Here is a 26,486-nt window from a genome sequence, read left to right as displayed (position 1 = left end):
GCGGACAGCCGTTGTGGGATTGTCAACAGCGCGTTACGTCCGCCTCGCCCCACGCATCGGCAGCTCAGAGCCGGTGGTGCAGGTACTCCCTGATCAGCGCCTTGGCCTCGCCGAGCACGACGGGGTCCCCGTCCTGCGAGCGCCGGAACGCGAGCTTGATCAGCGCGTCGGCGGCCTCGACCGCGATCGCCAGCACGAATTGCAGGCGCTGCCCGTCGAGGATGCCGAACCGCTCGATCAGCAGCCCGGCGAGGTGCGAGACGATGACATCGTTGTTGTCCCGCTCGTCGTCGAGCAGGTGGATGTCGACCACATCGCCGAAGTGCAGGGTGCGGAACCCGGGCACCGTGCGGTGCATGTCGATGTACTCGTCGATCGCCGCGTCGACGGCGTCCCACCAGTGCGCGATGGCCTGGTCGGCGAGCCGGGCGCCGAGGCGCTGCAGGTAGCCCTCTAGGCTGCGCAGCGTGAGCGCCTGGACGATGGCCCGCTTGTCCGGGAAGAACTGATAGACGGAGCCGATCGCCACCCCCGCCCGCTCCGCCAGCAGCGTCGTGGTGAGCCCGTCGTAGCCCACCTCGTCGACAAGCTCGGCGCAGGCGTCGAGCATCCTCCCGACCCGCGCCACGCTGCGCCCCTGCACCGGCACCCGGCGCAGAGGCTTCGTGCCGGCGCCGGCCACAGTCTGCGTCGCCACCCGGTCTTCCCCTCTCGATCTCGTCGGATCTGACGGTAACTGCCGCTCAGGCCCGCCTCCTGAAACCTACTCACGTCAACGGCCCGGCACGATCGGCGGATAGCCCATTTCACCCTGGTGATTGCTCTGCGTCCGCACCCACGGGAGCATTGACTGAGGGCATATGTGAAGGGTACTCAGGTTTCGTGACATCTCCGTGGTCCAACTGGGCCGGCAACCAGAGCGCGACCGCCGCCCGCGTCGCGCATCCGTCCAGCGCCGCTGAGCTGGGCGAACTCCTCCGCGCCGCGGCCGGCGACGGCCTGCGGGTCAAGGCCGTCGGCAGCGGCCACTCCTTCACGCCGGCCGCCGCGACCGACGGGGTGCGGGTCGAGCTCGACCGGATGGCGTCGCTCGTGCGGGTCGACGGCAACCTCGTCACGGTGCAGGCCGGCATGCCCCTTTCGGTGCTCAACGCGACACTCGCCGCGCACGGCCTGGCCATGCCCAACCTCGGCGACATCGACGTGCAGACGATCTCGGGCGCACTGTCGACCGGCACGCACGGTACCGGTGCCGGATATGGCTGCCTGGCCACGTTCATCGAGGCGCTCACGCTGGTCACGGCCGACGGCGCCGAGCTGTCCTGCTCAGCCACCGACAACCCGGACCTCTTCGCCGCGGCACGGGTCAACATCGGTGCACTGGGGGTGCTGAGCACGGTCACGCTGCGCTGCGTGCCGGCGTTCACACTGCGCGCCGACGAGCGCCCGGCCACGCTCGGCGACGTGTGGTCCGGCCTGCCGGAGCACGTCGGGACCAACGACCACTTCGAGTTCTACTGGTTCCCGTACACCGACCGGGTCCAGATGAAGCGCAACAACCGGGTGCCGGCGGTGGACTCGCCGCTGCCGGGCTGGCGGCGCTGGCTCGACGACGACTTCCTGTCCAACACGGTCTTCGGCACCGCCTGCCGTCTCGGCCGCGCATTTCCGGCGACGGTACCGCCGATCAGCCGTATTTCGGCGCGCGCGCTGTCGGCACGCACCTACACCGCGCCCTCGCACGAGGTGTTCTGCACGCCCCGGCGGGTCCGGTTCGTGGAGATGGAGTACGGCCTGCCCCGCGAGGCGCTGCGCGAGGCGTTCGACGGGCTGCGGACGGTGATCGCCGGCCTGCCGTACAAGATCCAGTTTCCGGTGGAGGTCCGCTTCACCGCCGCCGACGACATCTGGCTGTCGCACGGCTACGGGCGCGACAACGCGTACATCGCGATCCACCAGTACGTCGGCGCGCCCTTCGAGGAGTACTTCCGCCGGTTCGAGGCGGTGACCACGTCCCTGGGCGGACGGCCGCACTGGGGCAAGATGAACTTCCGCACCGCCGAGTCGCTCGCCGGCGCATACCCCCGCTTCGCCGACTTCACCGCCCTGCGCGACAAGCTGGACCCGCACCGCCTGTTCGCAAACGCGTACACGGAGCGGGTCCTCGGCGCCTGAGCGCTTGAAGCTACTCGGCAGCTACTCCTCGGAGGGTGCCGCCTTCTTGCCGGAGGCGGCCTTCTTCGGCGCGGCCTTCTTCGCCGGCGTCGCCTTCTTGGCCGCCGTCGTGGTCTTCTTCGCGGCGGTCGTCTTCCGCGCGGCCGTGGCCTTCTTCTCGGGCGCCGCCTTCTTCTCCGGCGCTGCCTTCTTCGCCGTCGAGCGGGCCTTCTTCGGCGCCGGGCCCTTCGCGCGCTTCTCGGCCAGCATCCCGCTGGCCTCCTCGAGCGTGAGGGCCTCGACGGTCTGGCCGCGGCGCAGCGAGGCGTTGAACTCGCCGTCCGTCACGTAGGGCCCGAACCGGCCGTCCTTGATGACCAGCGGCTTCTCGGTCGCCGGGTCGTTGCCCATCTCGCGCAGCGGAGGCTTGGCCGCCTGCCGTCCGCGGGTCTTCGGCGCGGCGAGCAGAACCAGGGCCTCGTCCAGCGTGAGCGTGAACAGCTGTTCGTTGTGCTCCAGGGACCGGGTGTCGGCGCCGCGCTTGATATACGGCCCGTAGCGCCCGGGCGAGGCGACGATCTCCTGGCCCTCCGCGTCGTGGCCGACGATCCGCGGCAGCGACAGCAGCCGCAGCGCTTCATCCAGGGTCAGCTGCTCCGGGCTCTGCGTCGCGAACAGCGATGTGGTCTTGTCGCCGCTGGACACATAGGGGCCATACCGCCCGGACTTCACCACGATCGGCTCGCCGGTCTCGGGGTGTTCGCCCAGTTTGCGCTCGCCGCCGGTGCCGCCGACGAACAGCTCGCCGACCTTCTCCGGGGTGAGCTCGTCGGGGGCGATGCCCTCGGGCACCGGGGCGCGGTCGCCCTCCTCGCCCTCGGGCGCGCCGGGGACGAAACGCTGCAGATACGGGCCGTAGCGCCCGACGCGCACCACGACGTCGCGGCCGGCGTCGTCGCGGAAGAGCGGGATCGAGTTGATGCCGCGCGCGTCGATCTCGCCGAGGCGCTCGGTCACCATCCGCTTGAGGCCGCCCTGACGCGCCACCGAGCCCTCGTCGCCGGTGTCGCCGCCGAAGTAGAACGGGCGCAGGAAGTCCACCGTGCTCTCGTCGCCGTTGGCGATCTCGTCGAGCACGTTCTCCATCGAGGCGGTGAAGTCGTAGTCGACCAGCCGCGGGAAGTGCTGCTCCAGCAGCCCGATCACGGCGAACGCGAGGAAGGACGGGATCAGCGCCTGGCCGCGCTTGAACACGTAGCCGCGGTTGTTGATCGTCTCCATGATCGACGCGTAGGTCGACGGCCGGCCGATGCCGAGCTCCTCCATCGCCTTGACCAGCGACGCCTCGGTGTAGCGGGACGGGGGCTGGGTGGTGTGGCCGGTCGGGGTCAGCGCCTGCTCCGTGACCGGCTGGCCCTTGACCAGCACCGGCAGCCGCCGCTCGGTGTCGTCGGTCTCGGCGGACTCGTCGTCGGTGGACTCCACGTAGGCGCGCAGGAAGCCGGGGTCGGTGATCGTCTTGCCGGTGGCGCCGAAGTCGACCGACTCCCGCTGCGGGGTGACCGCGTTGATCCGCACCGAGGTCGAGTTGCCGACCGCGTCGTTCATCTGCGAGGCGATGGTCCGCTGCCAGATGAGCTCGTAGAGGCGCAGCTCCTCGGCGTTGAGCTCCTTGGCGACGTCGCCGGGCGTGCGGAACGAGTCGCCGGCCGGGCGGATCGCCTCGTGCGCTTCCTGGGCGTTCTTGACCTTGCCCGTGTACCGCCGGGGCTGCGACGGCACTGCGGCGGCCCCGTAGAGGTCGTGGATCTGCTGGCGCGCCGCCGCGATCGCCGCCTCGGAAAGGTTCACCGAGTCTGTACGCATATAGGTGATGTAGCCGTTCTCATACAGCCGCTGCGCGACACGCATCGTGTTCGCCGAGGACAGCCGCAGCTTGCGGGCGGCCTCCTGCTGCAGCGTCGAGGTGATGAACGGCGGATACGGCTTGCGACGGTAGGGCTTCTCCTCGACCCGGGTGACCGTGAACGGCCGGCCCTCCAGGCGCGCGGCCAGGCCGCGGGCGCCGGCCTCGTCGAGGTGGATGACCCCGGCTCCGGGCCGGACCTGGCCGGTCTCTGGGTCGAAGTCGCGGCCGGTGGCGACCCGGTCGCCGTCGATCGCGATCAGCGTCGCGTTGAACGTGCGCGGGTCGTTCTCAGCCAGCAGCTTGGCGACGATGTCCCAGTATTCGGCGGAGCGGAACTTCATCCGCTGCCGCTCCCGCTCGACCACGATGCGGGTCGCCACGGACTGCACCCGCCCGGCTGAGAGACCGGGCTGCACCTTCTTCCACAGCACCGAGGACACGTCGTAGCCGTAGAGGCGGTCCAGGATGCGCCGCGCCTCCTGGGCATCGACCAGCGCGCGGTTGATGTCGCGCGGGTTGGCGACCGCGGCCTGGATCGCCGGCCGGGTGATCTCGTGGAAGACCATCCGCTTGACCGGCACCTTCGGCTTGAGCGTCTCCAGCAGGTGCCAGGCGATCGCCTCGCCCTCGCGGTCCTCATCCGTGGCGAGGTAGACCTCGCTCGCCTGCTTCAGGAAGTCCTTGAGGCGGGTGATCTGCCGGCGCCGGTCGGCCGAGATGATATAGACCGGGGTGAAATCATTGTCGATATCCACGCCGAGGTATGCCCACGGCTTGCCCTTGAGCGCATCGGGCATGTCCTTCTTGCCCACAGGCAGATCGCGGACATGGCCGAAACTCGCCTCGACGACATAATTCGGGCCGAGATAGCCCGAAATCGTCTTGGCCTTCGCCGGCGACTCCACGATCACCAGCCGCTTCGTGTTGGCGGAGTTCGGCACAGTTCTCCCCGGTGCGGACGGACAAATGTCAAACGTAACGCGCGCCCTTGCGCCGAGTTGCACGAAGGGGCGCCCCCGGCGTTCGGCTCGCGACACGCCGATCGGCGCCACGGTACACCCATGCACAACCGCGACCTGCCCGGTCTTGCGAACGTGTCGCACCGCCTGCCGTATTTATGGTGATTTTTCCCCAGCACGACGGGCCGGTTTTCTACAAATCACATCACCGGTAAGGCAGCGCCACCCTACGTGGAGTAGCCCGAATGCCGCCTGGCGCTATGCCGGCCAGCATCCCTCCGGCGCGTCCGCCGGAGGCTCACCCACCAGCTCCGCGAGACGGGTGATGCGCCGTGCCCCCACGATGCGGTACGCAGAGCCGCCCGAGTCCGCACCGACGAGCACGGCCGGCAGCCCGACCGCCGCGAGCGCGTCGCCGACCGCGATCCAGTTGTCCGCCACCTGCCGGTCGATCCCCGCCGAATCCTCCGCCGAATCCTCCGCCAGGTCCTCCCTCATGCCCTCCGCTACGTCGTCCGCGACGGGTTCGGGCGCCCGCTCCGACACCGGGTCGAGCGCGACGGTGGGCAGGTCATCGACCCCGGAATCGGGCCACTCGTCCCCGGCGTCGTCACCGAAGAACTCCTCGGCGTCGGCGAACTCGTCCGGCCCAGGATCGAAGGCTGTGATTTTGCTCTCGCCCTTGCGCTGGCGGACGTTCGGCCGATCGGCGCGCTGCGGACGGGCCGGATGCGACACGGCCGGGACGGGCACCGGCAACGGTGCCGGATCCGGCTCCGCCGTCTCGATCGCGACGGCCTCCCCGGGCCCGTCCGAGTGGTTCGGACCTTCCGGATCATCCTGATCATTCGGGTCTTCCGGATCGTCCGGAGGTCGCAGCGGCCGTGGCGCGAGGCGCAGCAGGTAGGCGCGCTGCCCGTCGTAGCTGCCGGCCGCCGCCACCCACAACCGCAGGCTCCGGCCGTCGAGCGCGAGCCGGCGCGGCGACACCTTGGTCCCCTCGTCGTCGAGCCACCGCGCGGCGAGCGGGGCCAGGGCGGCCGAATAGGCGGTACGGAGCCGCCAGCGGTCCTCCTCGCCGGTCGGCTCGCAGCTCACCACCAGGCCGCGCGCCTCAAGCTCGGCACGCACCACCGCGCACCGCCACGCGTCGTCGACCACGATCGACACCCGGCCGGTGCCGCCCATCCGGCCGACCTGGCCGGCGCCGGCGAGCAGACCCTCCAGGTCGATCGGCGCGGGCGGGCGCGCCTCGACCCCGAACAGCGACAGTTGCCGGCCGCGGGCCGGCGTCACCGACACTCGGCCGCCTCGTCGAACGCCTGCTGCAGATCGGCCGGGCCGACTCGTGCCGGGTCGATCGCGCTGTGCTCGTACTCGTCCTTCAGCGTCGCGAACGCCGAGCCGACGGCCGCGTAGAAGGTCTTCGCGTCCGCCGTGGGCAGGCCGGACACGGTGCGCTTGGCGTTGCCGTACGCGTCGCGGGCTTTGGACAGCGACGCCGTGAACTGCTCGGCGACCTTCTTGCCGTCGGCGACCCGGGGCACGCCGGCGCCGTCGACGCCGGCTCGGGCCTTCTCGCTCGCCGACTCGGCCCCGGCCAGCAGGTCCACGATGTTGGTCTTGGTCTGCGCCGGCGTCTTGGCCGCCTGCAGCTGCTGCTGCGCCTTCACGGTCAGGTCGGCGATCTCGGCGCGCCAGGGGGCCAGCGCGGTGCAGACCGACTTCGCCCACTGCTTCGGCTCGACCCCGCCGGCGCCGCACCCGGCCACCACGCACAGCAGGACGGCGGCGGCGAGGAGGCGGGCGGCACGCATGATTGCAGCGTAGGACCGATCGTCTGCCCGGGAAAACACGACGCTCCGGCCGAGATCGGCCGGAGCGTCGCGGTGTCGCGGACCGATGGGGTCAGGCGGTGACCTTCTCGGGGGCCGTCTCCTGCGAGGCCGTGCCGTTGCCGGCGTCGACGGCGACCGGCTTGCGCTTGCTCAGCAGTACCGCACCGGCGATGACCAGCACCGCGGCGATCGCGATGGTGTAGCGCAACGCCTGGTTGCCGTTGCCGACAGTGAGCGTGACCACGCCGGGCGCGATGAGCAGAGCGACCAGGTTCATGACCTTGATCAGCGGGTTGATGGCCGGACCGGCGGTGTCCTTGAACGGGTCGCCGACGGTGTCGCCGATGACCGTCGCGGCGTGCGCGGGCGAGCCCTTGCCACCGTGGACGCCGTCCTCGACCAGCTTCTTCGCGTTGTCCCACGCCCCACCGGAGTTGGACAGGAACACCGCCATGAGCGTGCCCGTGCCGATCGCGCCGGCCAGGTAGGCGGCCAGCGGGCCGACGCCGAGACCGAAGCCGACGGCGATGGGCGCCAGGACCGCCAACAGACCCGGCGTGACCAGCTCGCGCTGGGCGTCACGGGTGCAGATGTCGACGACCTTGCCGTACTCCGGGCGCTGCGAGCCGTCCATGATGCCCGGGAACTCGCGGAACTGCCGCCGGACCTCGAACACCACCGCGCCCGCCGAGCGGGCCACCGCGTTGATCGCCAGGCCGGAGAACAGGAAAACGACCGCCGCGCCGATGAGCAGGCCGACCAGGTTGCCCGGGTTGGCCACGTTGAGCAGCACGGCGGTGGCCGCGTCGTCGGCGGCCTTGCCGGCGTTGCCCAGCGCCGTCTTCATCGTGTCGGTGTAGGAGCCGAACAGCGCCGTCGCGGCGAGCACGGCGGTGGCGATCGCGATGCCCTTGGTGATCGCCTTGGTGGTGTTGCCGACCGCGTCGAGCTCGGTCAGCGTGCGGGCGCCCCGCTCGTCGATGTCGCCGGACATCTCCGCGATGCCCTGCGCGTTGTCGCTGATCGGGCCGAAGGTGTCCATGGCGACGATGACGCCCACCGTGGTGAGCAGGCCGGTGCCGGCCATGGCGACGGCGAACAGCGACAGGGTGATCGAGCCGCCACCGAGCAGGAAGGCGCCGAAGACGCCCGCTCCGATGACGATGGCCGAGTAGACGGCCGACTCGAAGCCGACGCTGACGCCGGCGAGCACGACCGTGGCGGGGCCGGTGAGCGCGCTCTTGCCGATGTCCTTGACCGGGCGGCGCTCGGTCTCGGTGAAGTACCCGGTCAGGGCCTGGATGATCGCGGCGAGCGCGATGCCGATGACGACGGCGATGATGGCGGTGACGTGCGGGCCGAACGGCGGGGCGTCGCCGCCCTTGAGCTCGATAATCTTCTTGAGCCCGCCGGTCTCGCCCGACAGGCCCGTCCACGTGCTCGGCAGGTAGAACAGCGCGGCGGCGCTGACCAGGATCGCCGAGGCGGCGGCGGAGATGTAGAACGCCCGGTTGATCGCGACGAGGCCGTTGCGGTCGGACTTGCGCAGGCGGGTGAGCGCCACGCCGAGAATCGCGATGATCACACCGATGGTCGACACGATCAGCGGGAACACCAGGCCCTGCTCGCCGAAGGCGGCGCGGCCCAGGATCAGCGCCGCTACCAGCGTGACGGCGTAGGACTCGAACAGGTCCGCCGCCATGCCGGCGCAGTCGCCGACGTTGTCGCCCACGTTGTCGGCGATGGTCGCCGCGTTGCGCGGGTCGTCCTCGGGGATGCCCTGCTCGACCTTGCCGACCAGGTCGGCACCGACGTCCGCGGCCTTGGTGAAGATGCCGCCGCCGACCCGCATGAACATCGCGAGCAGCGCCGCGCCGAAGCCGAAGCCCTCGAGCACGACCGGCGCCTGGTCCTTGAAGATGACCACCACCAGGGACGCACCGAACAGGCCCAGGCCCACGGTGAGGAAGCCGACCACGCCACCGGTGCGGAACGCGATCTGCATCGCCTTCTCCCGGCCGCCCTCTTCTCGGGCCGCCGCCGCGACGCGCAGGTTGGCGCGGGTGGCAAGTGCCATGCCGGCGCCACCGATGAAGGCCGAGAAGACCGCGCCGACGACGAAGAACGCCGACCGGCCGATCTTGATCAAGACCTCGTGGTCTCCGGCTTCGTTCACCGGGAGCAGGAACAGCAGCACCACCGCGATCACGACGAAGATGCCCAGGGTCTTGAACTGGCGCACGAGGTACGCGCTCGCGCCCTCCTGCACCGCCCCGGCGATCTCCTGCATCTTGGGTGTGCCCCGGCCGGTCGCGAGCACCGCCCTGACCAGAGCCGCGGCGAAGCCCAACGCCACGAAGGCGATGACGAGCGCGACGATGACGTAGGTCAGGTTGCTCCCGGAAAGGGAAATCTCGCCGCTGGCGACGAGTGATCCGGACATTCGTTGTCCTCCTGTACCGACACATGACAGCGCCGCGAGCGGTCAGGCCGGCGGCGGTTCTCCACGCGGGAGCCGTGCTGACCGTCCGAGGTACCCAATGACCAGGGGCGTCATACACGATCGCCGTACTCTAGCGCCCAGCGTGTTCGTGGTCACACCGACTTGCGCGTTTCAATAAATCGCGTTCTGTCGATTAGCTCACGTCGCTAGTCGCTGGAGCGCTCCAGAGGCCACGACATACGGACCTCGGTCCCGACACCGTCGGATAATTCGGACACACTCAGGTCGTCGACGAGGCCGGCGAGCAGGGCCAGTCCCATCCGCGCGGCGACCGCCTCCTCCGCCAGCAGGTCGGGCGGGGCGGTCAGCGGCAGGGCCGGGTCGGTCAGCAGGACAACGGCCTCGTCGTGGGGGGCGCGGGTGACCATCGCGCCGTTGGCCGCGCGGTCGACCACACGGACGGTGAACCGGTCGCCGTCGGCCATGGCGACGTCGACCAGGTCGTCGAGGCCGTGTGAGCGGTGCAGCGCGACGGCCCGCGAGCAGGCCTCACCGATCGCGAGCCGAACCTCCTCCAGCAACTCCTCGGCCACGCCGGCCCGCCGCGCGACGGCGACACCGACGAGGCGCGCCGTGCGGACGTGGGCCGGCGCAGGCGAGAAGGAGAGGCGTACCGTCGGCATGGACCTAGGCCGGGGGTTCGGCGCCCGCGCCGGTCGCGGCGGCCACGGTGTCGTACAGCTGGAACACGCGGTCCAGCGCCGTGATCCGGAAGATCTTGAGCAGCCGCTCGTGCGCGCACACCAGGCCGAACGTGCCGTTGACCGCGCGGAGCCGCTTGAGCGCGCCGACCAGCACGCCGAGCCCGGTCGAGTCGAGGAACTCCACCCGGCTGAGGTCGACGACGACGTGCCGGGCGCCCTGCTCGACAAGCTCGACCAGCTTCTCGCGCAGCCGTGGCGCGGTGTAGACGTCCACCTCGCCGCCGACCTCGAGCACCGTGTGGTCGCCGGAGTCGTACGCCGACAACGACAGCTCCATGCGGACCTCCTCCTCTGCCGGCCAGAATGTGCGAGCCCTCCACGGGCATCTAACCATCGAAGCCCGAGCCAGGCGACGCTCCACCCCCTTTCCAAAATCCGCTTGGCGTGTATCACAATCGAGCCTTCGAACAGGTGTTTTAGAGTGCTGTGCGTGCTGCTCCACACCGAAACGCTCCCCCGCCGCGAGGGCGTCGTCGTCCCCTGGCCGGAGTGGGTGCCCGAGCCGGTCCGCGCGGCCTTCGGCTTCCAGCCCTGGCGGCACCAGGCTCTCGCCGCCACGGCCGCCTGGGAGGGCAACCACACCGTGGTCGCGACCGGCACCGGCTCGGGCAAGTCGCTGGCCTACCAGGTGCCCGCGCTCGCCCGGCTCCTCACCGACGAGCGGGCGACGGTCCTGTACATCTCGCCGACCAAGGCCCTCGCCGCCGACCAGCTACGCGCCCTGACCGACCTCGGCCTGCCCGGCCTCTACCCGGCGACCTTCGACGGCGACACCTCCCGCGAGGAGCGCGACTGGGTACGCCGCCACGCCCGGGTCGTGCTCACCAACCCCGACATGCTGCACCACGGCATCCTGCCCGGGCACGCCTCCTGGGCCCGGTTCCTGCGCGGGCTCGCCTTCGTCGTGGTGGACGAGTGCCACGCGTACCGCGGCGTCTTCGGCTCGCACGTCGCCCACGTGCTGCGCCGCCTGCGCCGCATCGCCGCCCGCTACCGCGCCGCCCCCTGCTTCGTCCTGGCTTCGGCGACCTCCGGCGACCCGGCCGCCTCCGCCGAGCGGCTCACCGGCCTGCCGGCCACCGCCTTCACGGAGGACTCCTCCCCGCGCGGCCCGATCACGTTCAAGCTCTGGGAGCCGCCCCTGGTCACCCCCGACGGCCCACGCCGCTCCGCGCTCACCGATACGGCGACCCTGCTCGCCGACGCCGTCTCCCGGGACGTGCGCACCCTGGCCTTCGTCCGCTCGCGCAAGGGCGCCGAACTGGTCGCCACGATGGCCCGGCACAACCTCGACGTGGCCTCGCCCGGCCTCGGCTCACGCGTGGCCGCGTACCGGGCCGGCTACCTGCGCGAGGACCGCCGCGCCCTGGAACGCGACCTCATGGACGGCACGCTGCTCGGCCTCGCCTCCACCAACGCCCTCGAACTCGGCGTCGACCTCACCGGCCTCGACGCCGTGATCATGTCCGGCTACCCCGGCACCCTCGCCTCCCTCTGGCAGCAGGCCGGCCGCGCGGGCCGGGCCGGCCGCGCCGCGACCTGCGTCCTCGTGGCCCGCGACGACCCGCTCGACACCTACCTCGTGCACCACCCCGAGGCCCTCTTCGGCCGCCCGGTCGAGACCACCGTCTTCGACCCGGCCAACCCTCACGTGCTCGCCCCGCAGCTGTGCTGCGCCGCCGCCGACCTCCCCCTCGCCCCCGCCGACCTCGCCCTCTTCCCCAACGGCACCCCGGCCGTGCTCGACGCGCTGGTCGCCGCGGGCCTGCTGCGCAAGCGCCCGTCCGGCTGGTACTGGACCGAGCGCGACCGCCCGGACGTCGACCTGCGCGGCGCCGGCGGCGGCCCGATCGCCGTCGTGGAGTCGGCCACCGGCCGCCTCCTCGGCACGGTCGACACCGGCTCGGCGCACCACCAGGTGCACACCGGCGCCGTGTACCTCCACCGCGGCGCCACCTACGTCGTCGACAAGCTCGACCTCGCCGACTCCACCGCGCTCGTGCACGCCGAGGACCCCGACTGGAGCACCCACCCGCGCGACGTCACCTCGATGACCATCCTGGCCGTGCGCGAGTCCCGCACCACCGGCCCGGTCACCCTGTCCCTCGGCGAGGTCGAGGTCACCAACCAGGTGGTCAGCTACCAGCGTCGCCGGCTGATCTCCGGCGAGGTCATCGAGACCTGCCCCCTCGACCTGCCCGAGCGCATCCTGCGCACCGTCGCCGTCTGGTGGACCGTCGACCCCGACGCCCTCGACGACGCCGGCATCCCCGACGTCGAGTGGCCGGGCGCCCTGCACGCCGCCGAGCACGCCGCCATCGGCCTCCTGCCCCTCGTGGCCACCTGCGACCGTTGGGACATCGGCGGCCTGTCCACCGCGGCCCACGCCGACACGGGGCTGCCGACCGTCTTCGTGTACGACGGCCACCCCGGCGGCGCGGGCTTCGCCGAACGCGCCTACGCCACGGCCGTCACCTGGCTGACCGCCACGCACGACGCCATCCGCGGCTGCCGCTGCGAGCACGGCTGCCCGTCGTGCGTGCAGTCCCCGAAGTGCGGCAATGGCAACAACCCCCTGAACAAGCCCGAGGCCGCCCGCGTGCTCTCCTTGGTCCTCAGCCACCTCCGATCGTCGTGACCTCCGGCCACCGTGAGGGGCCCGGTCATCGCCCGAACCGAACCCCTCTCGGCGTGCCAGACTCACCGCCTCATCCACACCTCCGTTCCCCGGTCGCGGTCCCGCAACGCTCTGCTCCCTAACCCCGAACGCTCCCTCAGCCCCGCGGGCCGAGGTCTGTCACGTGCCGCCACACGCGCCCCGCGCTGGCCGACCTCACCCGGTCAGCGCAGGCTGACCTCACCCGGGTCGGACAGGCCGGCTCACGCGGTCGGGACGGGGCCAGCTCGTGCCTCGGCCCTCGCGACGAGGCCCGTGAGCGTGGGGACCTCGACGGTCACCGTGACGACCGGCCCGGCGACGGCGCAGGAGGCGAGCCGCCCGCCGTTCTCGCCGGCCAGCCGCCCCGCCGCCGCGCAGGCCGCCGCCCCGCCCTCGCCCCCGACCGCCGCCATCGCCCCGGCGAGCGCCCCCGCGTCGGCCGCGTTCCGGGCGCGGTGCCGGGCCACGACCACCCCGCCGCCGGTCACGAACCCGAGCGCGAGCAGCACCAGCGCGAGACCGACGCCGAGCATCAGGAGCGAGGCCGAGCCCTGATCGCCGCGGCTTGACCCACTCACAGCCCGCTCACGGCCCGGCGGCGGCCCGCGGCTCGGCCATCGCCACCGCCCGCTCCTCGACGGTGAACCCGGACATCATCGGCGCGGGCACCCGCATGCGTACGGTGACCCGCACCAGGTCCCCGTCGTGCTCCACCGCCACCTCGGTGCCCTCCCCGAGGTCGGGCACCGGCTCGCCCCGCGCCATCGCCCGGGCCGCGACCCCGGCCGCGTTGAGGCAGTTCAGCTTCGCGAACAGGGCCGTGAACGTAACCACGCCGGTCACGAGGAGCACCACGACCACCGGCATCGCGATCGCGACCTCGAGCGCCGCCGAACCACGCTCCCGGCTGCGCCGGTGCCGGGCGGTCGCGCGATGGCCGCGCACGTGCCGCTCGGCCCGCCGCCGATCGGCACCGCGACGCCGCGCCGACGCCGGGCCGGGCCCGAGGTTCGGGTTGACCTTCGGGCCCGGGTTGAGGCCCGGACCGGGGTGTGTCTTAAGGCTCGGCCTCGGGCCGGGGTCAAAGGTGGGCGTCGGCCCGGCGGCGTGCAGAGCGGCGTGCACGGCGGCACGGCCTCGGGCGATCACGCGAGGCTCCGCATGACGATGCCGGTCAGGTGCGCCCGAACCTCCGCGGACGAAACGATGGCCAGCAGGATGCCGGCGAGGGCCACACAGATGATCATCACCATCGCGTATTCGACGGTCATCGACCCCTCCTCCCCGCGGCGAACGGCGAGCAGGCGGGCCTTGATGGCGTGCATGGTCAGATCTCTCCTTTTGGATCGGAACCTGGATTGAGAACGCTGGATCGGAAGCATTTCTTCGAGTCCGCATTGCCGCGTCTCACAGCGCGGCGAACACGTCGTGGAGGACGGAAACGACCACCGGGACCACCCCGGCGAGCACGAACGCGGGCAGAAAGCACAGACCCACCGGCAGCACGGCCAGGACGCCCACCCGGCGCACCGCAGCCTCGGCGGCAGCCGCCTTGGCCACGCGCAGGTCCGCCGCCTGGCGATCGAGGGTCCGGGTCAGCGCGATCCCGTGCTCGGCGCTGCGCGTCGCCGCCCGGGCAAACCGCGCCCCGCCCGGCAGGTCGGACAGGTGCGCCCAGGCCGCGCCGGGGGCGGCCCCCAGCCGCAGCGCCCGGCCGGTGCGCGCCAGGCGCAGCCCCACCGGCCCGCCGAGCGCCTCACCGACCTCGAGCGCGGCCCGGTCGGGCGGCGCACCGGCCCGTAGCGCAGCGGCCAGCAGATCGGCCGCGAACGGCAGATCGGACCGCGCGGTCGCGCGCTCCCGCCGGGCCGAGGCCGGCTCGATCCGCCGCAGCAGCAGCCCGAGCCCGGCGGCGACCGCCACGCCGGCCACGAACCCGCCCGGGCCGCCGATGCCCAGCGCCATGCTCAGCCCGGCCACCACCGCCGCCGGCCACCGCAGCCAGGGGCTCATCAGCGCACCTCCGTGGTCGCCGCATGGACCATCCGGACGGTCCACAGGAACCCGCCGCACTGCAGCGCGACCGCGACGACGGCGCAGGCCGCCCCGAGCGGGGTGTGCAGCAACTGCCGTACCGGATGGGTGTTCAGCGCCGCGCCCACCCACAGGCCGGCCAGCGGCAGCGCCAGCAGCACCGCGGACGTGGCCTGCGCGGCCGACAGCTGGGCCGCGACCCCGCCGCGCAGCGCCTGCCCGGAGCGCAGGTCGGCGTCGACCCGGTCGAGCAGGTCGGCGAGCGGGACGCCGAGGGCCTCGCTCAGCCGGTACGCCGCCTCCAGCCGCGCCTGCGCCACCTCGGCCGCCGCCTCCGCCCAGCGTCCCTGGCGGCCGCCGGCGGCCCTTCCACCGGCGGCCCTCGGGAGCATGGGGTTGGTCTTCGGCGTCTGGGCGCTCGTCGAGGTCTGCGCGGCGATGCCGTCCTGGATGGTGCCCGCGCGCAGTCCCTCGGCGGTCGCGTCGATGGCGTCGAGCAGCGCGGCGACCCGCCGTTCGCCCTCCTGCCGGACCAGCCGGCGGCGGACGGTGACGAGGACCATCAGCGCGTAGAGCGCGGCGACGACGGCCGCCACCGGCCCGGCGAGCAGCAGCGCCGCCCCGGTCAGCAGGGCGATGACCGCCCCGCCGGCCGCGACCGGACGCCGCAGCAGCGCCGCCTCGGCCCGCCGGCCGAGATCGCCGCGACGGGTCCCCCGCGACCCTCGCCCGCGGGGGACGGCCGCGCCCGGCGCGGCGGAGGCGGCGTCGCTCCCGGCGGAGGTGCGGGTCACGGCGGAGGTTCGGGTCAGGCGGGCCAACCGGGTCGCCGCCCGCCGCCGGCGCAGCCCGTACGCCAGCCAGCCGGCGGTGAGCGCCACGCCGGCCGCGATGGCCAGGTCGAAGGCGCTCATGACCAGCCTCCGCCCGGCGTGTATCGCCAGCGCCCCTCGGGCCGGGGCGGCTCCACGCCACGGCGCGACAGCAGCTCGTCGAGGTCCGCGGCGGCGGGCCCGGGACCACTGCCCCGCCGCCATGCCGTCACCACCCCTGCCGTGTGCCGCTCCGGGTGCGGCGAGATCACGCAGATCTCGGTGAGCTCGCGCCGGCCCGACGGGTCGCGGTGCAGATGGATGACGACCCGCAGGGCGGACACCACCATGGCGTGCAGCGCGGGCCGTGGCACCCCGCCGAGCAGCCCGAGGGCCTCCAGCCGCGCGGGCACGTCGGCCGGGGAGTTGGCGTGCAGCGTGGCCGCCCCGCCCTCGTGGCCGGTGTTCAGGGCGCCGAGCAGGTCGACGATCTCCGCGCCGCGGCACTCGCCGACGACCAGGCGGTCGGGGCGCATCCGCAGGGCCTGCCGGACCAGGTCGCGAAGCGACACGGCGCCGGCGCCCTCCACGTTGGCCATCCGGGTCTGCAGCGACACCACGTGCGGATGCATCGGCCGCAGCTCGGCGGCGTCCTCCACGACGATCAGCCGCTCGCCGGGCGGCACCATCGACAGCAGCGTGGACAGCACCGTGGTCTTGCCGCTGCCCGTGCCGCCGGTCACCAGATACGGCAGCCGCGCCGCCACCGCGGCCCGCAGCAGCCGGGCCGCGCCAGGGTCGACGGTGCCGCACGAGACCAGCTCGTCGATGGAGAACGCCCGCTGCCGGAACGTGCGCAGCGACAGATACGGCCCGCCGAGCCCGACCGGCGGCAGGACGGCGTGCATCCGGGTGCCGTCAGGCAGGCGTACGTCCACGAACGGGCTCGCGTCGTCGAGGCGGCGGCCCGCGGTGGACGCGAGCCGCTGCGCGAGTTTGCGCACGTCCGCCGGGTCGCCCAGGGTGCCCATCACCCGGCGCAGCCCGCCGCCGCCTCGGTCGACCCAGACGTGGACGCCGTTGACGAGCACGTCGGTCACGGCCGGGTCGGCCAGCAGCGGGCCGAGCGGCCCGGCGCCGATCATCTCGCCGGCGAGCCGCCCGGTGACCTGGCGCAGCGTCTTCTCGCCGAGCAGTGCCGCGCCCGGCTCGGCCCGCACCGCGGCGGCCACGGCGCCGGGCGTCGCGTCGGCGCCCTCGACGGCCATCCGGGCGCGCACGCGCTCGGCCAGGGCGGGGACGGCGCCCGTGGGCAGCCCGGGAACGGCGCCGGCCGGGAGGATCGCGTCCGGTACGAGCGCCTGGGCCGGATCCGGTGCCGGGCCCGCCGCGGGGTCGGGTGCGCCACCGATGGGGCGGGCGGGCAGAGCGGGCGGGGTCGCCAGGCGCGGGCCGACTCTCCCCCGTGAGCGCGGGCCGGTCCTCATGCCGCCGCTCCCCGGCCGGTGCCGAGCTCGCCGCTCTTGCCGAGCCCGACGTCCTCGAGGATCCGGCGGCACAGGCCGGCGAGCGGGCCGCGCCCGCCCGCGGCCGGGGGCTCGCCGTGCTCGAGGCGGCGGGGCAGTCCGGGCTCGGCGCGCAGCGTGCCGGCCAGCGGCAGGCCCAGCGAGCGGGCGATGTGCCTGGTGCGCAGCCGGCCCGGCGCGGGGCCCCGCACGACGAGGTGCAGCGCGTCGGTGTGCGGGGTGAGCGTCGCGGCGACCCGGGCGGCGGCCACGCAGGCCCGCAGTTCGGCGGGCACCACGAGCAGCACCCGGTCGGCGGCCCGCAGCGCGAGGACCGCGGCGTCGTCGAGGCGGCGCGGCAGGTCGGCCACGACCAGGTCGCGGCCGCGGCTGCCGGCGTCCAGCGCGGTGGCCATCGCCTCGTGGGGCAGACCGGAGGGGGCGTCGCGGTCGCAGGACAGCACGGCCACGTCGCCCCGGCTCGGCAGGGCGCCGACCAGTGCGGGCGGGTGGACGGCGCCGCTGGTGGCCGACAGGGCGGGCCAGCGCAGGCCGGCCACGTCCTCCCAGCCGAGGACCAGGTCGGCGCCGCCGCCGAGGGGGTCGGCGTCGACGAGCAGCGAGCGCAGGCCGACGTTGCCCGCGGTGACCGCCAGGCCCGCGGCGAGCACGGTCGCGCCGGCTCCGCCCCGGCCGCCGACGACGGCGAGGACACGGCCGCGGGCCGCGGTGGCGACGGCGGCGTCGGACGACAGCCGCATTAGGCGGCGGACGAGGTATCCGACACCGTCGGGGAACTGCACGATGTGGCCGGCGCCGACGGCCTCGGCGAGGGCGGCGAGCCGATCCGTCCCATGGCTGCGGCTGACCAGCATTACGCCGGAGCGCTCCGGCAGCCGGGCGCGGGCGCATGCCGGTGCCGCCTCGTCGCCGATCAGGACGAGCGGTGCGGACGGATATCGGTGGCGGGCCTCATCCGGGCCGCAAGCCACATCGAGGTCGAGATCGAACTCGGCGGCGAGGTCGACGACGTCTTCCAGCAGCGCGGAATCGTCGGAGACGAGCAATGGTCGGTGCACAGGAGGCTCCACGGTCGTGAGCGGTTCGACAAACTGCGCTCACCCTGGCGCCATCTGCCTTCGGCTGCCGGCCGCCGAGGCTGAATCTGTGGATAACCCACCGCTTGTGGATAACCCACGCCGACGAAGTTGATCTGCTATAGAAATCCCTACAAATCACCCCAGGACGGGCGTGGACTTCTGGCGGTACCGAATGAAAAAAGCATGGGCGTGCACGCAGAACCGTGAAGGCTCAACAAAGCACCAGGCGTCAATGCTGAGCACTACCGCCGATCATGGCGAAAGTCGACAGCCAACGGCCAATAGGCCATCTGGCTGACTCCGGCAACCTGCACGGACGCGCCCCACATAGGGGACGACCCCCGCCGGGGGGTGACGGGGGTCGCCGGGGGTTCGGCTCCGGGGGGGTCGAGCCGAACCCGCTCAGCGGTCACGGGGGGTGCAACCGCCGAGGTTCAATAACGGGCCTCTGTCTCACGGACATGAAAGCTCGTCGCAAACATAAGCATGCCTGAGTCGACCGCCATACGTCGAGTAGGACCGGCCCGCAACACGCCCAGGACACCAATCAATATTTCACTGTGGAGTAACTCCGACGTGACAGCCGGCGAGCCGACCGTGATCCAGTCGGGCTTCGGACGGTCTTGGGACAAGTCCGGACTCCACGGGTTGCCCAGCGACGCTACACTTGCCCGCCGTGGGGCGTAGCGCGGCGTTTTTCGACCTTGACAAAACGGTGCTCGCCAAGTCGAGCGCCTTGGCTTTCGGACGACCGTTCTATCGCGACGGGCTGATCAGTCGCCGCGATGTCATCAAGGGCGCCTACGCGCAGCTGATTTTCCGGGTCGGCGGCGGCTCCGACGAGCAGACCATGGCCCGCACCAGGGACTACCTGGCCGCGCTGGTCAAGGGATGGCGCGCCGAGCAGGTGCGCCAGATCGTGCGGGAAACGCTCGACGAGCTGATCAGCCCGTATATCTACGCGGAGGCCGCCGCGTTGATCGCGGAACACCGCGCCGCCGGCCGCGACGTGGTCCTCGTGTCGACCTCCGGCGACGAGATGGTCCGGCCCATCGGCGAGCGGCTCGGCATCACCGACGTGATCGCCACGCGCATGAACGTGGGCGAGGACGGCTGCTACACCGGCGAGATCGACTTCTACGCGGCCGGCCCTAACAAGGTGGTCGCGGTCAAGGAACTCGCGACCGAGCGGGCTTACGACCTTTCGGAGTGCTACGCATACTCCGACTCGGTCACCGACGCGGGCCTGCTCAGCCTGGTCGGGCACCCGACCGCGGTCAACCCCGACCGCGGGCTGCGGCGCATCGCCGTCGAGCGCGGCTGGCCGATGCTCGAGTTCCGCCACCCGATCCCGCTGAGCCGGCGGCTGCGCGAGCGGCCGGCCGTCCCGGTGGCCGCGGCCGCGATCGGGCTCGGCGCGGTGCTGGCGATCGGATTCGCGCTGTATGGAAGGTATCGCCGGGCCCGCGCCGCTCAGCTCGCCGCCGCGGCCTGAGCACGCTCGCCGCCACGCAGAGCCCATCCGTCACATTCTGCGGGGCGGGGCTTCCGATCGCGGCGACGGCGGCGTAGAAAAGAAGTACGAGGTCAGACGGGTCGCATCGCCGGATCTCGTGCACGGCCGCCGGGCACCCACGAGCGACCAGCCGCGGTAGGCGCGTTACAGCGGATCCGCGAGGACCGCTGCTAACGGACTTGAGGTGCACGCCTGGTAACCCGGCCGGACGTGCGTGACGGCGCCTCCTCCCATCGAGGCGCCGTCCGCTGTGTTCTCTTCGTCACCCTTCGCCGATGGTCTTCTCACAGACCTCGGTCAGCTCCTCAGCGGCCCGCTCGGCCGCCACCGCATAGTGGCGCAGCCACGATCGGACCCCGTCGGGTGTACCCGTGGCGAAGGCGTTGGCGGAGCCGACATACTCAGGCTCGCGGCTTCGGTGCCCGACATCCATCGCGAGCAGTCCCCGCGGGTCGAGCCCGCCGGCGATCAGGGTCAGCCGGGCCGCGGCCCGCGCCACGACCCCGTTGGGCCCGGCGAAGGCCTTCAGGGCCAGCAGCTCCCCGTGCACCACGGCAGCCTGCAACAGCACCGGGGCGCCGGTGCCACCGGCCACCAGCGCGGCCAGCGCGTCCAGCCGGGACACCACCTCGGGGTTGCCCGGCCGGCCCAGCTCGCCGGGGCTCACGACATCCCGCGCGACCAGCGTGTGCAGCTTGGCGAGCACCTGCCGGGGCGCCCGCGTCCACGTGCCCGTCAGGCCGTCCAGGGCCGCCGTGGCGCGCAGAGCGCCGTGCACGACGGGGTCGGTGACCACACCCGCGCGCACGCCCTCCAGATCGAAGCCGTGCGTGTCGAGCGCGGCGCTGGCGACCGAGGTGCGCAGCGCGATCTCCGCGGCGACCGGGCCGCCCGAGCGGCGCAGGGCGCGGTGGCGCATGGCGGCGTCGACGGCGGCGCGGGCCCGTTCCAGGGCGGGCGCGACGTCGGCGAGATCGAGCAGCGGTGTGAGCGGGTCGGATGGCACCCTCAGACGGTATCGTGTCACTACTGTGAAGAAAGTTTAGAGAAAAAGTCTGGAGAAGAGGCCCGCTTCTTTTTCGTCGTACCCCCGAACTAGCCTGCTTGAGAAACTGGACCACATCGAGGAGCCGTCACCGATGAGCGAGACCTTGGAAAACCTTCTCAACGAGACACGGCAGTTCCCCCCGCCTGCCGAGTTCGCTGCCGCCGCCAATCTCACCGAGGAGGCCTATGCCGAGGCCCAGGCGGATCGCCTCGCGTTCTGGGAGCAGCAGGCGCACCGGCTGACCTGGGCCAAGGAGTGGGACCAGGTGCTCGACTGGTCCAACCCGCCGTTCGCGAAGTGGTTCCTGGGCGGGCAGCTCAATGTGGCCTACAACTGCCTCGACCGCCACATCGAGGCCGGCCGCGGCGACAAGGTCGCGATCCACTTCGAAGGTGAGCCGGGCGACACTCGCACGATCACCTACGCCGACCTGCACCGGTCGGTCTGCCAGGCCGCCAACGCGCTGACCGACCTCGGCGTCGTCGCGGGCGACCGGGTGGCGATCTACCTGCCGATGATCCCGGAGGCGGCGATCTCGATGCTGGCGTGCGCCCGCATCGGCGCGACGCACTCGGTGGTCTTCGGCGGCTTCTCGGCCGACGCGCTCAGTGGTCGCATCGACGACGCGAGCGCCAAGATCGTCATCACCGCCGACGGCGGCTTCCGCCGGGGCAAGCCCAGCGGGCTCAAGTCGATCGTCGACGAGGCCGTGCCCCGCACGCCGAGCATCGAGAAGGTGCTGGTGGTGCGGCGCACCGGCCAGGACGTCGAGTGGAACGCCGAGCGCGACCTGTGGTGGCACGAGGTCGTGGAGACCGCGTCCGCAGAGCACGCCGCGCAGCCGTTCGACGCGGAGCACCCGCTGTTCATCCTCTACACGTCCGGCACCACGGCGAAGCCCAAGGGCATCCTGCACACCACGGGCGGCTACCTGACCCAGGCCAGCTTCACCCACCACTCCGTGTTCGACCTCAAGCCCGACAGCGACGTGTATTGGTGCACCGCCGACATCGGCTGGGTCACCGGCCACAGCTACATCGTCTACGGGCCGCTGTCCAACGGCGCCACCCAGGTCATGTATGAGGGCACGCCCGACACCCCGCACCGCGGGCGGTTCTGGGAGATCGTTCAGAAGTACAAGGTCACGCTCCTCTACACGGCGCCCACCGCGATCCGCACCTTCATGAAGTGGGGCGACGACATCCCGGCGGGCTTCGACCTGTCCTCGCTGCGCCTGCTGGGCTCGGTCGGTGAGCCGATCAACCCCGAGGCCTGGATGTGGTATCGCGAGCACATCGGCGGCGACCGCTGCCCCATCGTCGACACCTGGTGGCAGACCGAGACCGGCGCGATCATGATCTCCCCGCTGCCCGGCGTGACCGCGACCAAGCCCGGCAGCGCCATGCGCCCGCTGCCCGGCATCACCGCCGACGTGGTCGACGACCAGGGCAACTCGGTGCCCAACGGCGGCGGCGGTTACCTGGTCCTCCGCGAGCCCTGGCCGTCGATGCTGCGCACCATCTGGGGCGACGATGAGCGGTTCAAGGAGACCTACTGGTCGCGCTTCGACGCCATGTATTTCGCCGGCGACGGCGCCAAGAAGGACGCCGACGGCGACCTGTGGCTGCTCGGCCGGGTCGACGACGTCATGCTCGTCTCGGGCCACAACATCTCCACCACGGAGGTCGAGTCGGCCCTGGTCAGCCACCCGAAGGTGGCCGAGGCCGCGGTCGTGGGCGCCACCGACCCGACCACGGGCCAGGCGATCGTCGCCTTCACCATCCCGCGCGGCGGCGTCGACACCGACGGCGAGGCCGGCGAGGCCCTGATCCAGGAGCTGCGCAACCACGTCGCGAAGACCCTGGGCCCGATCGCCAAGCCTCGCCAGATCATGCTGGTCGCGGAGCTGCCGAAGACCCGCTCCGGCAAGATCATGCGCCGCCTGCTCCGCGACGTCGCCGAGAACCGCAGCCTGGGCGACGTCACCACCCTGCAGGACTCGACGGTCATGGACCTGATCGCCTCTGGCCTGCAGTCCGGCAAGTCCGAGGACTGACCCCGGCGGCGCGGGACCCGGCCGCGGCTCGGGTCCCGCACCCCGCCGTCCTGCCCACACAAAGGCACACAAAAGGCGCCGAAAAGGTGTGAAAGGAGGCGGCCCCCGGGACCGGGGCCGCCTCCCTCAATACGCGCAGGTGGAGCTACGCGTAGATCTTGACCGGCGTATACGTCTGGCGCGGGAAGAGCTGGCCTACCTCGGCGTCCGTCAGGCCGAAGCGGCCCTGGGCCACGGAGCCGAACACCGAGAACATGTTGTTCATCTCCGGCAGGTCGCCGTTGACCAGGGTGTCCAGGCCGTTCCAGGTGCCTAGGAGCTTGCCGGCCAGCTTCTTACCGGACATGACGATCACGCCGCCACCGTGGCCGTGGTCGGTGCCCCCGCCGTTCTCGGCGACGCGGCGGCCGAACTCGCTGGAGATCATGATCGTCACGTTGGAGGCCAGCTCGGGACCGAGGTCGTCGAAGAGCGCGACCATACCCGAGGCCAGCTCGCCGAAGCGCCGGGCGACGTAGCCACCGCGGGTGCCCTGGTTCTCGTGGGTGTCCCAGCCGCCCATGCCGACGGTGGCGATGCGCACGTTCGCGCCGCCCTTGATCAGCTGGGCCAGCTCGCGGAACGCGTTGCCGACGCCGGTGTACTTGACGTCGTTGGCGGGGGTGTAGCCCTTCTGCGCCAGGCTGGTGGCGAGCGTGAGCGCGTCGATGCCGGCCCGGACCGGCGCCTCGATCGGGTGATTGGTCCCGGTGAAAAGGGTCTTGATGGCGTCCACGGTCGGCTGCCGGTACTTGCCGTCGCCGTTGACGTTCAAGGAGGCCACGCTGTTGAGCGCGAGGGCGCCCCCACCGCCGACCAGGGAGCGCGGCAGGGTCGAGCCGATGCCGATCGCCCGGAAGGCGGTGCCCGGGCCGAGCTTGTCGGCCAGGTTGGTCAGCCAGCCCATGCCGCCGGTCTCGGCCGGCAGGCCACCGAGCTGGCAGATGTCCTGCGCCGCGAAGTGGCTGCGGTCGAGCCTCCGGTCGCTGACCGCGGGGATGAAGGCCAGCTGCCCCGCGTCCAGGTACTTCTGGAGCGGCGCGAACGACTCGTTGAGCCCGAACCCGCGCTCGAGCGGGATGGAGGTGCTGGCCGGCAGCGTGAAGCTGGGCCGCACGCGGTCGAGCACGGGATCGTTCATGGGGGCGAAGAGGGAGAGAGCGTCGGCCCCGCCGTAGAGGAACACGTGGATGAGAGTGCCGGTCGGGGTCGCCGCGAAGGACGCCTGCGTGGTCAGGAACTGACTGGTCGCCAGCGCCGTCGTGGTGGCCGCCGCCCCGACGAAGAACCGGCGCCGGGTCACGCCCCGGCCGTCCTCCTGCTCGTCCTCCTGGCGCGCGAGGTCGAGGTACGAGTCCCGGACGCTCTTCTGCTCTTCCCGCACCGCGGCCGCCTCGGCCCGCAGCGCGGCCTCGAACCTGTTCGGACCGAGCCGCAGCAGGTCCGGGCACTCCGGGTGGAGCGACGTCTGCTTCCGCACTGGCTTCTCCATGGTGTGCCGCCTACCGCAGGTGGTGGTGGGGAGTGGCGAAGATCGCGCGCACGACCGCGGCGATCGCGCCGTTGAACGTGGCGTCCACCGGGGTGGTGGCGGTCGTCGCCGGGCTGACGATGCGCAGGATCGCGGTCCTGCGGTCGTTGTCGAGGGTGACGTTGATGAGCTTCCCGGTGAGCGCGTCGAGGTAGGCGCCCGCGGTGCCCGGCGGGTTGGCGATGAGCGCCTCGGGCTTGCTCCACGTGAACTGGCGCCGGCCGCCGGTGATCGCGGTGTACGCGTCGTTCCACTGGTTGACCATGGTCCCGGCCGAGGTCCACGCGACGTACACGTCGGGGTAGCCGTTGGGCGTCGGCAGCTCCATCGGCGCGTGCCCGAACTCCTCGAGCTTGCGCATGATCTCGCCGAGGCCCTGGACCATCGGGCTCACGTTCGTGTTGTTCGACGTGAAACCGGCCGGGGCGTCGGCGCCGATCTCCAGCGCGCGGTACGTGGCGGTGAGGTATTCGCCGGGGCGGCGCACCTTCTGGCCGACGGACTCCCAGAACTCGGTCCGGGAGAGCATCGTCATCAGTACCGCGGGAATGTTGCTCTTCTTGTCGATGTACGTCTTGGCCATGGCGTCGACGAGAGTCTTCGGCGGGACGTCGGATACGAACCTGGTCGCCAGGTTCTGCGCCATGTAGCGGGCGGTGTTCGGGTGCAGCGCGAGGTATCGGAAGTACGCCTCCTGCACCGCCTCGCCCGCGGCGGCGTCGCCGTTCGGGTGCGCGAAGCCCATGATCTTCACGGGGCCGACGTAGTGCTGCTCGGGCCGGTAGACGTACTGGTTGTCGCGGATGCTGCGGCCGGTCTGCAGCATCGCGGCCTGGCGCACGTCGGTCTCGTTGTACCCGTTGAACGCCCCGACCGTGTAGAGCTCGAGGTTCTCCCGGGCCAGGTTCTCGTTGATCCGGTCCTTGGTCGAGTCCTGCTGGTCGAGGTAGCGCAGCAGCGCCGGGTGCCGGTTCGCGGCCACGAACATGTCGACGTAGTCGCCCAGCGCGTACTTGCGGATCACGTCGCGCTCGAACGCGGCGCGGATCAGCTCGTTGCCGTCGTGGAATGCGGCCACGTGCAGGTAGTCGCCGAAGAAATCGGCCATCATCTCGAAGATCTGGCGGTCGGAGAACAGCTGTTTGGCGATCGCGTACCGGACGTTCTGGTCGTCGGCCCGGATGCCCTTCTTGTCCAGGTCGTCGCGCTGCGCCTTGAGCTGCTCGTACGTCATGCTCCACGTGACGAGCTCGGCGTCGGCCTTCTGCTCGCCGCGAGTCAGCGGGATCGTCTCCGGCTTGAGTTGCCTGTCGATCCAGCCGTTGATGCCCAGCCTGTTGATGTCGCTCATGACCTTGCCGTTCGGCCCGAACGTGAGCCGGCTGGCCAGGTGCCGGGCCGCGTCCTTCTTCGGCAGCACCGTGTTGGCCTTGACGACCGCACTCTTGGCGGCGTCGGCGGGGGTGCCGAACGAGGAGCCCGTCGTCGGGGTGTTCTTGCGGATGCCCAGGCCGGCGTTGCCGTTCATGAGGCTCTGGTTCTGATCGACGTACGCCGGGATGGTGGTGTCCGCGGCTGTGCCCGCTGCCGCGTCGGAGCCGCCGGGATGTGCGCCCTCGCCGGGATGCGCGCCCTTGTCGAAGAACTGGGTGACGGCATATGCGCCACCGCCGATCAGCGCGGCCGCGCCGCCGCCGAGGGCGACCATCGCGGCGCGGCGGGGCCAGCTCGACGGCTTGTCGTCGAAGTCGTCGTCCTCGTCGAGGTCGGGCAGGCCGCCGCGGCCACGGGGCATCGCGTTCGGCTCGTAGAAGTGCGGACCGGAGCCGCCGCGGTCGGCCCGCACCGAGCCCCGGCCAAGCCCGCCGCGAGAGACGCCATAGCCCTGGCGGTCGTATCGACCGATCTGATCCTCGTGCCCGGACTCGTAATACAGGTCGGCGTACGGTTCGTGGCGCTCATTCATCTACAGGTCCCGATCAGGCGATGTGGGGCGCGCGTGTTGCTAGCGGAAGGTAGTGGCTGCTCAGGAGCCGCTCAACCCCCGCCTGAAGCACGCTGATCGGGACTTAAGACTCGGCCGGTGACCCAAGGTCACGTCCGTGGGGAAACACTCTCA

At 71.9% G+C, this 26,486-nt stretch carries 20 protein-coding genes and 1 pseudogene; 4 read left to right on the top strand and 17 right to left on the bottom strand.

The annotated features are described in order from the left end of the window. Positions 1 to 64: 64 nt before the first annotated feature. A complete protein-coding gene (locus AB0367_RS19330; protein ID WP_366227760.1) occupies positions 65 to 610 on the bottom strand; it encodes a TetR/AcrR family transcriptional regulator in 546 nt (181 codons plus the stop codon). Positions 611 to 882: 272 nt separating this feature from the next. Between AB0367_RS19330 and AB0367_RS19325 the strand changes: the two genes are divergently transcribed. Continuing rightward, positions 883 to 2,175 carry a D-arabinono-1,4-lactone oxidase gene (locus tag AB0367_RS19325; protein ID WP_366227694.1) on the top strand — a complete coding sequence of 431 codons (1,293 nt, stop codon included), beginning with the start codon at positions 883 to 885 and terminating at the stop codon, positions 2,173 to 2,175. 21 nt (positions 2,176 to 2,196) lie between these two features. On the opposite strand, the gene topA is transcribed toward AB0367_RS19325, so the two are convergent. The 6 genes from topA to AB0367_RS19295 all read right to left on the bottom strand — a co-directional run bounded on the left by topA (position 2,197) and on the right by AB0367_RS19295 (position 10,344). Then, complete coding sequence (gene topA / locus AB0367_RS19320; protein WP_366227693.1) at positions 2,197 to 5,004, bottom strand: type I DNA topoisomerase; 2,808 nt, start codon at positions 5,002 to 5,004, stop codon at positions 2,197 to 2,199. Between the two features lie 276 nt (positions 5,005 to 5,280). Continuing rightward, the gene (locus AB0367_RS19315; protein ID WP_366227769.1) at positions 5,281 to 6,324 is read right to left on the bottom strand and encodes a hypothetical protein; all 1,044 of its coding nucleotides are present in this window, start codon (positions 6,322 to 6,324) and stop codon (positions 5,281 to 5,283) included. Continuing rightward, positions 6,315 to 6,839, bottom strand: a complete 525-nt coding sequence (locus tag AB0367_RS19310; RefSeq protein WP_366227692.1) for a hypothetical protein — start codon at positions 6,837 to 6,839, stop codon at positions 6,315 to 6,317. Before AB0367_RS19310 ends, AB0367_RS19315 begins: the two co-directional genes overlap by 10 nt. A 91-nt stretch (positions 6,840 to 6,930) precedes the next feature. Beyond that, positions 6,931 to 9,303, bottom strand: coding sequence for a sodium-translocating pyrophosphatase (locus AB0367_RS19305; protein WP_366227691.1), 2,373 nt, complete (start codon positions 9,301 to 9,303; stop codon positions 6,931 to 6,933). 206 nt (positions 9,304 to 9,509) lie between these two features. Continuing rightward, entirely contained in the window at positions 9,510 to 9,986 is a 477-nt protein-coding gene (locus tag AB0367_RS19300; protein ID WP_366227690.1) for an ATP-binding protein, read from the bottom strand. 4 nt (positions 9,987 to 9,990) lie between these two features. Further along, positions 9,991 to 10,344 (bottom strand): STAS domain-containing protein, encoded by a 354-nt coding sequence (locus tag AB0367_RS19295; protein ID WP_350546299.1) that lies wholly within the window; start codon positions 10,342 to 10,344, stop codon positions 9,991 to 9,993. Positions 10,345 to 10,500: 156 nt separating this feature from the next. Here AB0367_RS19295 and AB0367_RS19290 point away from each other — a divergent pair. Continuing rightward, positions 10,501 to 12,705: pseudogene (locus tag AB0367_RS19290) on the top strand (DEAD/DEAH box helicase); the annotation flags it as partial. 242 nt (positions 12,706 to 12,947) lie between these two features. Here AB0367_RS19290 and AB0367_RS19285 read toward each other — a convergent pair. From AB0367_RS19285 to ssd, 7 genes are all read right to left on the bottom strand, one after another. Next, complete coding sequence (locus AB0367_RS19285; protein WP_366227689.1) at positions 12,948 to 13,304, bottom strand: Rv3654c family TadE-like protein; 357 nt, start codon at positions 13,302 to 13,304, stop codon at positions 12,948 to 12,950. A 7-nt stretch (positions 13,305 to 13,311) separates the two neighbouring features. Beyond that, positions 13,312 to 13,875, bottom strand: a complete 564-nt coding sequence (locus AB0367_RS19280) for a TadE family type IV pilus minor pilin (protein WP_366227688.1) — start codon at positions 13,873 to 13,875, stop codon at positions 13,312 to 13,314. Continuing rightward, positions 13,872 to 14,051: a DUF4244 domain-containing protein gene (locus AB0367_RS19275; protein ID WP_366227687.1), complete on the bottom strand. Its 180-nt coding sequence runs from the start codon at positions 14,049 to 14,051 to the stop codon at positions 13,872 to 13,874. Before AB0367_RS19275 ends, AB0367_RS19280 begins: the two co-directional genes overlap by 4 nt. Before the next feature lie 82 nt (positions 14,052 to 14,133). After that, positions 14,134 to 14,739, bottom strand: a complete 606-nt coding sequence (locus tag AB0367_RS19270; RefSeq protein WP_366227686.1) for a type II secretion system F family protein — start codon at positions 14,737 to 14,739, stop codon at positions 14,134 to 14,136. Beyond that, positions 14,739 to 15,674 (bottom strand): hypothetical protein, encoded by a 936-nt coding sequence (locus AB0367_RS19265; RefSeq protein WP_366227685.1) that lies wholly within the window; start codon positions 15,672 to 15,674, stop codon positions 14,739 to 14,741. Before AB0367_RS19265 ends, AB0367_RS19270 begins: the two co-directional genes overlap by 1 nt. Further along, positions 15,671 to 17,059 (bottom strand): TadA family conjugal transfer-associated ATPase, encoded by a 1,389-nt coding sequence (locus tag AB0367_RS19260; protein ID WP_366227684.1) that lies wholly within the window; start codon positions 17,057 to 17,059, stop codon positions 15,671 to 15,673. Before AB0367_RS19260 ends, AB0367_RS19265 begins: the two co-directional genes overlap by 4 nt. Beyond that, entirely contained in the window at positions 17,056 to 18,156 is a 1,101-nt protein-coding gene (ssd, locus tag AB0367_RS19255; protein ID WP_366227683.1) for a septum site-determining protein Ssd, read from the bottom strand. The genes AB0367_RS19260 and ssd overlap by 4 nt, the downstream gene beginning before the upstream one ends. Before the next feature lie 697 nt (positions 18,157 to 18,853). Between ssd and AB0367_RS19250 the strand changes: the two genes are divergently transcribed. Next, a complete protein-coding gene (locus tag AB0367_RS19250; protein WP_366227682.1) occupies positions 18,854 to 19,672 on the top strand; it encodes an HAD-IB family hydrolase in 819 nt (272 codons plus the stop codon). A 283-nt stretch (positions 19,673 to 19,955) separates the two neighbouring features. Here AB0367_RS19250 and AB0367_RS19245 read toward each other — a convergent pair whose 3' ends face one another. Then, positions 19,956 to 20,699 carry an oxidoreductase gene (locus AB0367_RS19245; protein WP_366227681.1) on the bottom strand — a complete coding sequence of 248 codons (744 nt, stop codon included), beginning with the start codon at positions 20,697 to 20,699 and terminating at the stop codon, positions 19,956 to 19,958. 133 nt (positions 20,700 to 20,832) lie between these two features. Here AB0367_RS19245 and acs point away from each other — a divergent pair, with 133 nt between their 5' ends. Next, positions 20,833 to 22,797, top strand: a complete 1,965-nt coding sequence (acs, locus tag AB0367_RS19240) for an acetate--CoA ligase (protein ID WP_366227680.1) — start codon at positions 20,833 to 20,835, stop codon at positions 22,795 to 22,797. A 145-nt stretch (positions 22,798 to 22,942) separates the two neighbouring features. Here acs and AB0367_RS19235 read toward each other — a convergent pair whose 3' ends face one another. Together AB0367_RS19235 and AB0367_RS19230 are read right to left on the bottom strand one after the other, a co-directional pair. Next, the gene (locus AB0367_RS19235; RefSeq protein WP_366227679.1) at positions 22,943 to 24,316 is read right to left on the bottom strand and encodes a DUF1501 domain-containing protein; all 1,374 of its coding nucleotides are present in this window, start codon (positions 24,314 to 24,316) and stop codon (positions 22,943 to 22,945) included. Between the two features lie 22 nt (positions 24,317 to 24,338). Beyond that, positions 24,339 to 26,333: a DUF1800 domain-containing protein gene (locus AB0367_RS19230; RefSeq protein ID WP_366227678.1), complete on the bottom strand. Its 1,995-nt coding sequence runs from the start codon at positions 26,331 to 26,333 to the stop codon at positions 24,339 to 24,341. Positions 26,334 to 26,486: the final 153 nt, after the last annotated feature.

Source organism: Dactylosporangium sp. NPDC051484 (assembly GCF_040689395.1).
Taxonomy (GTDB): Bacteria; Actinomycetota; Actinomycetes; order Mycobacteriales; family Micromonosporaceae; genus Dactylosporangium.
This window is presented reverse-complemented; position numbering and strand designations above follow the sequence as displayed.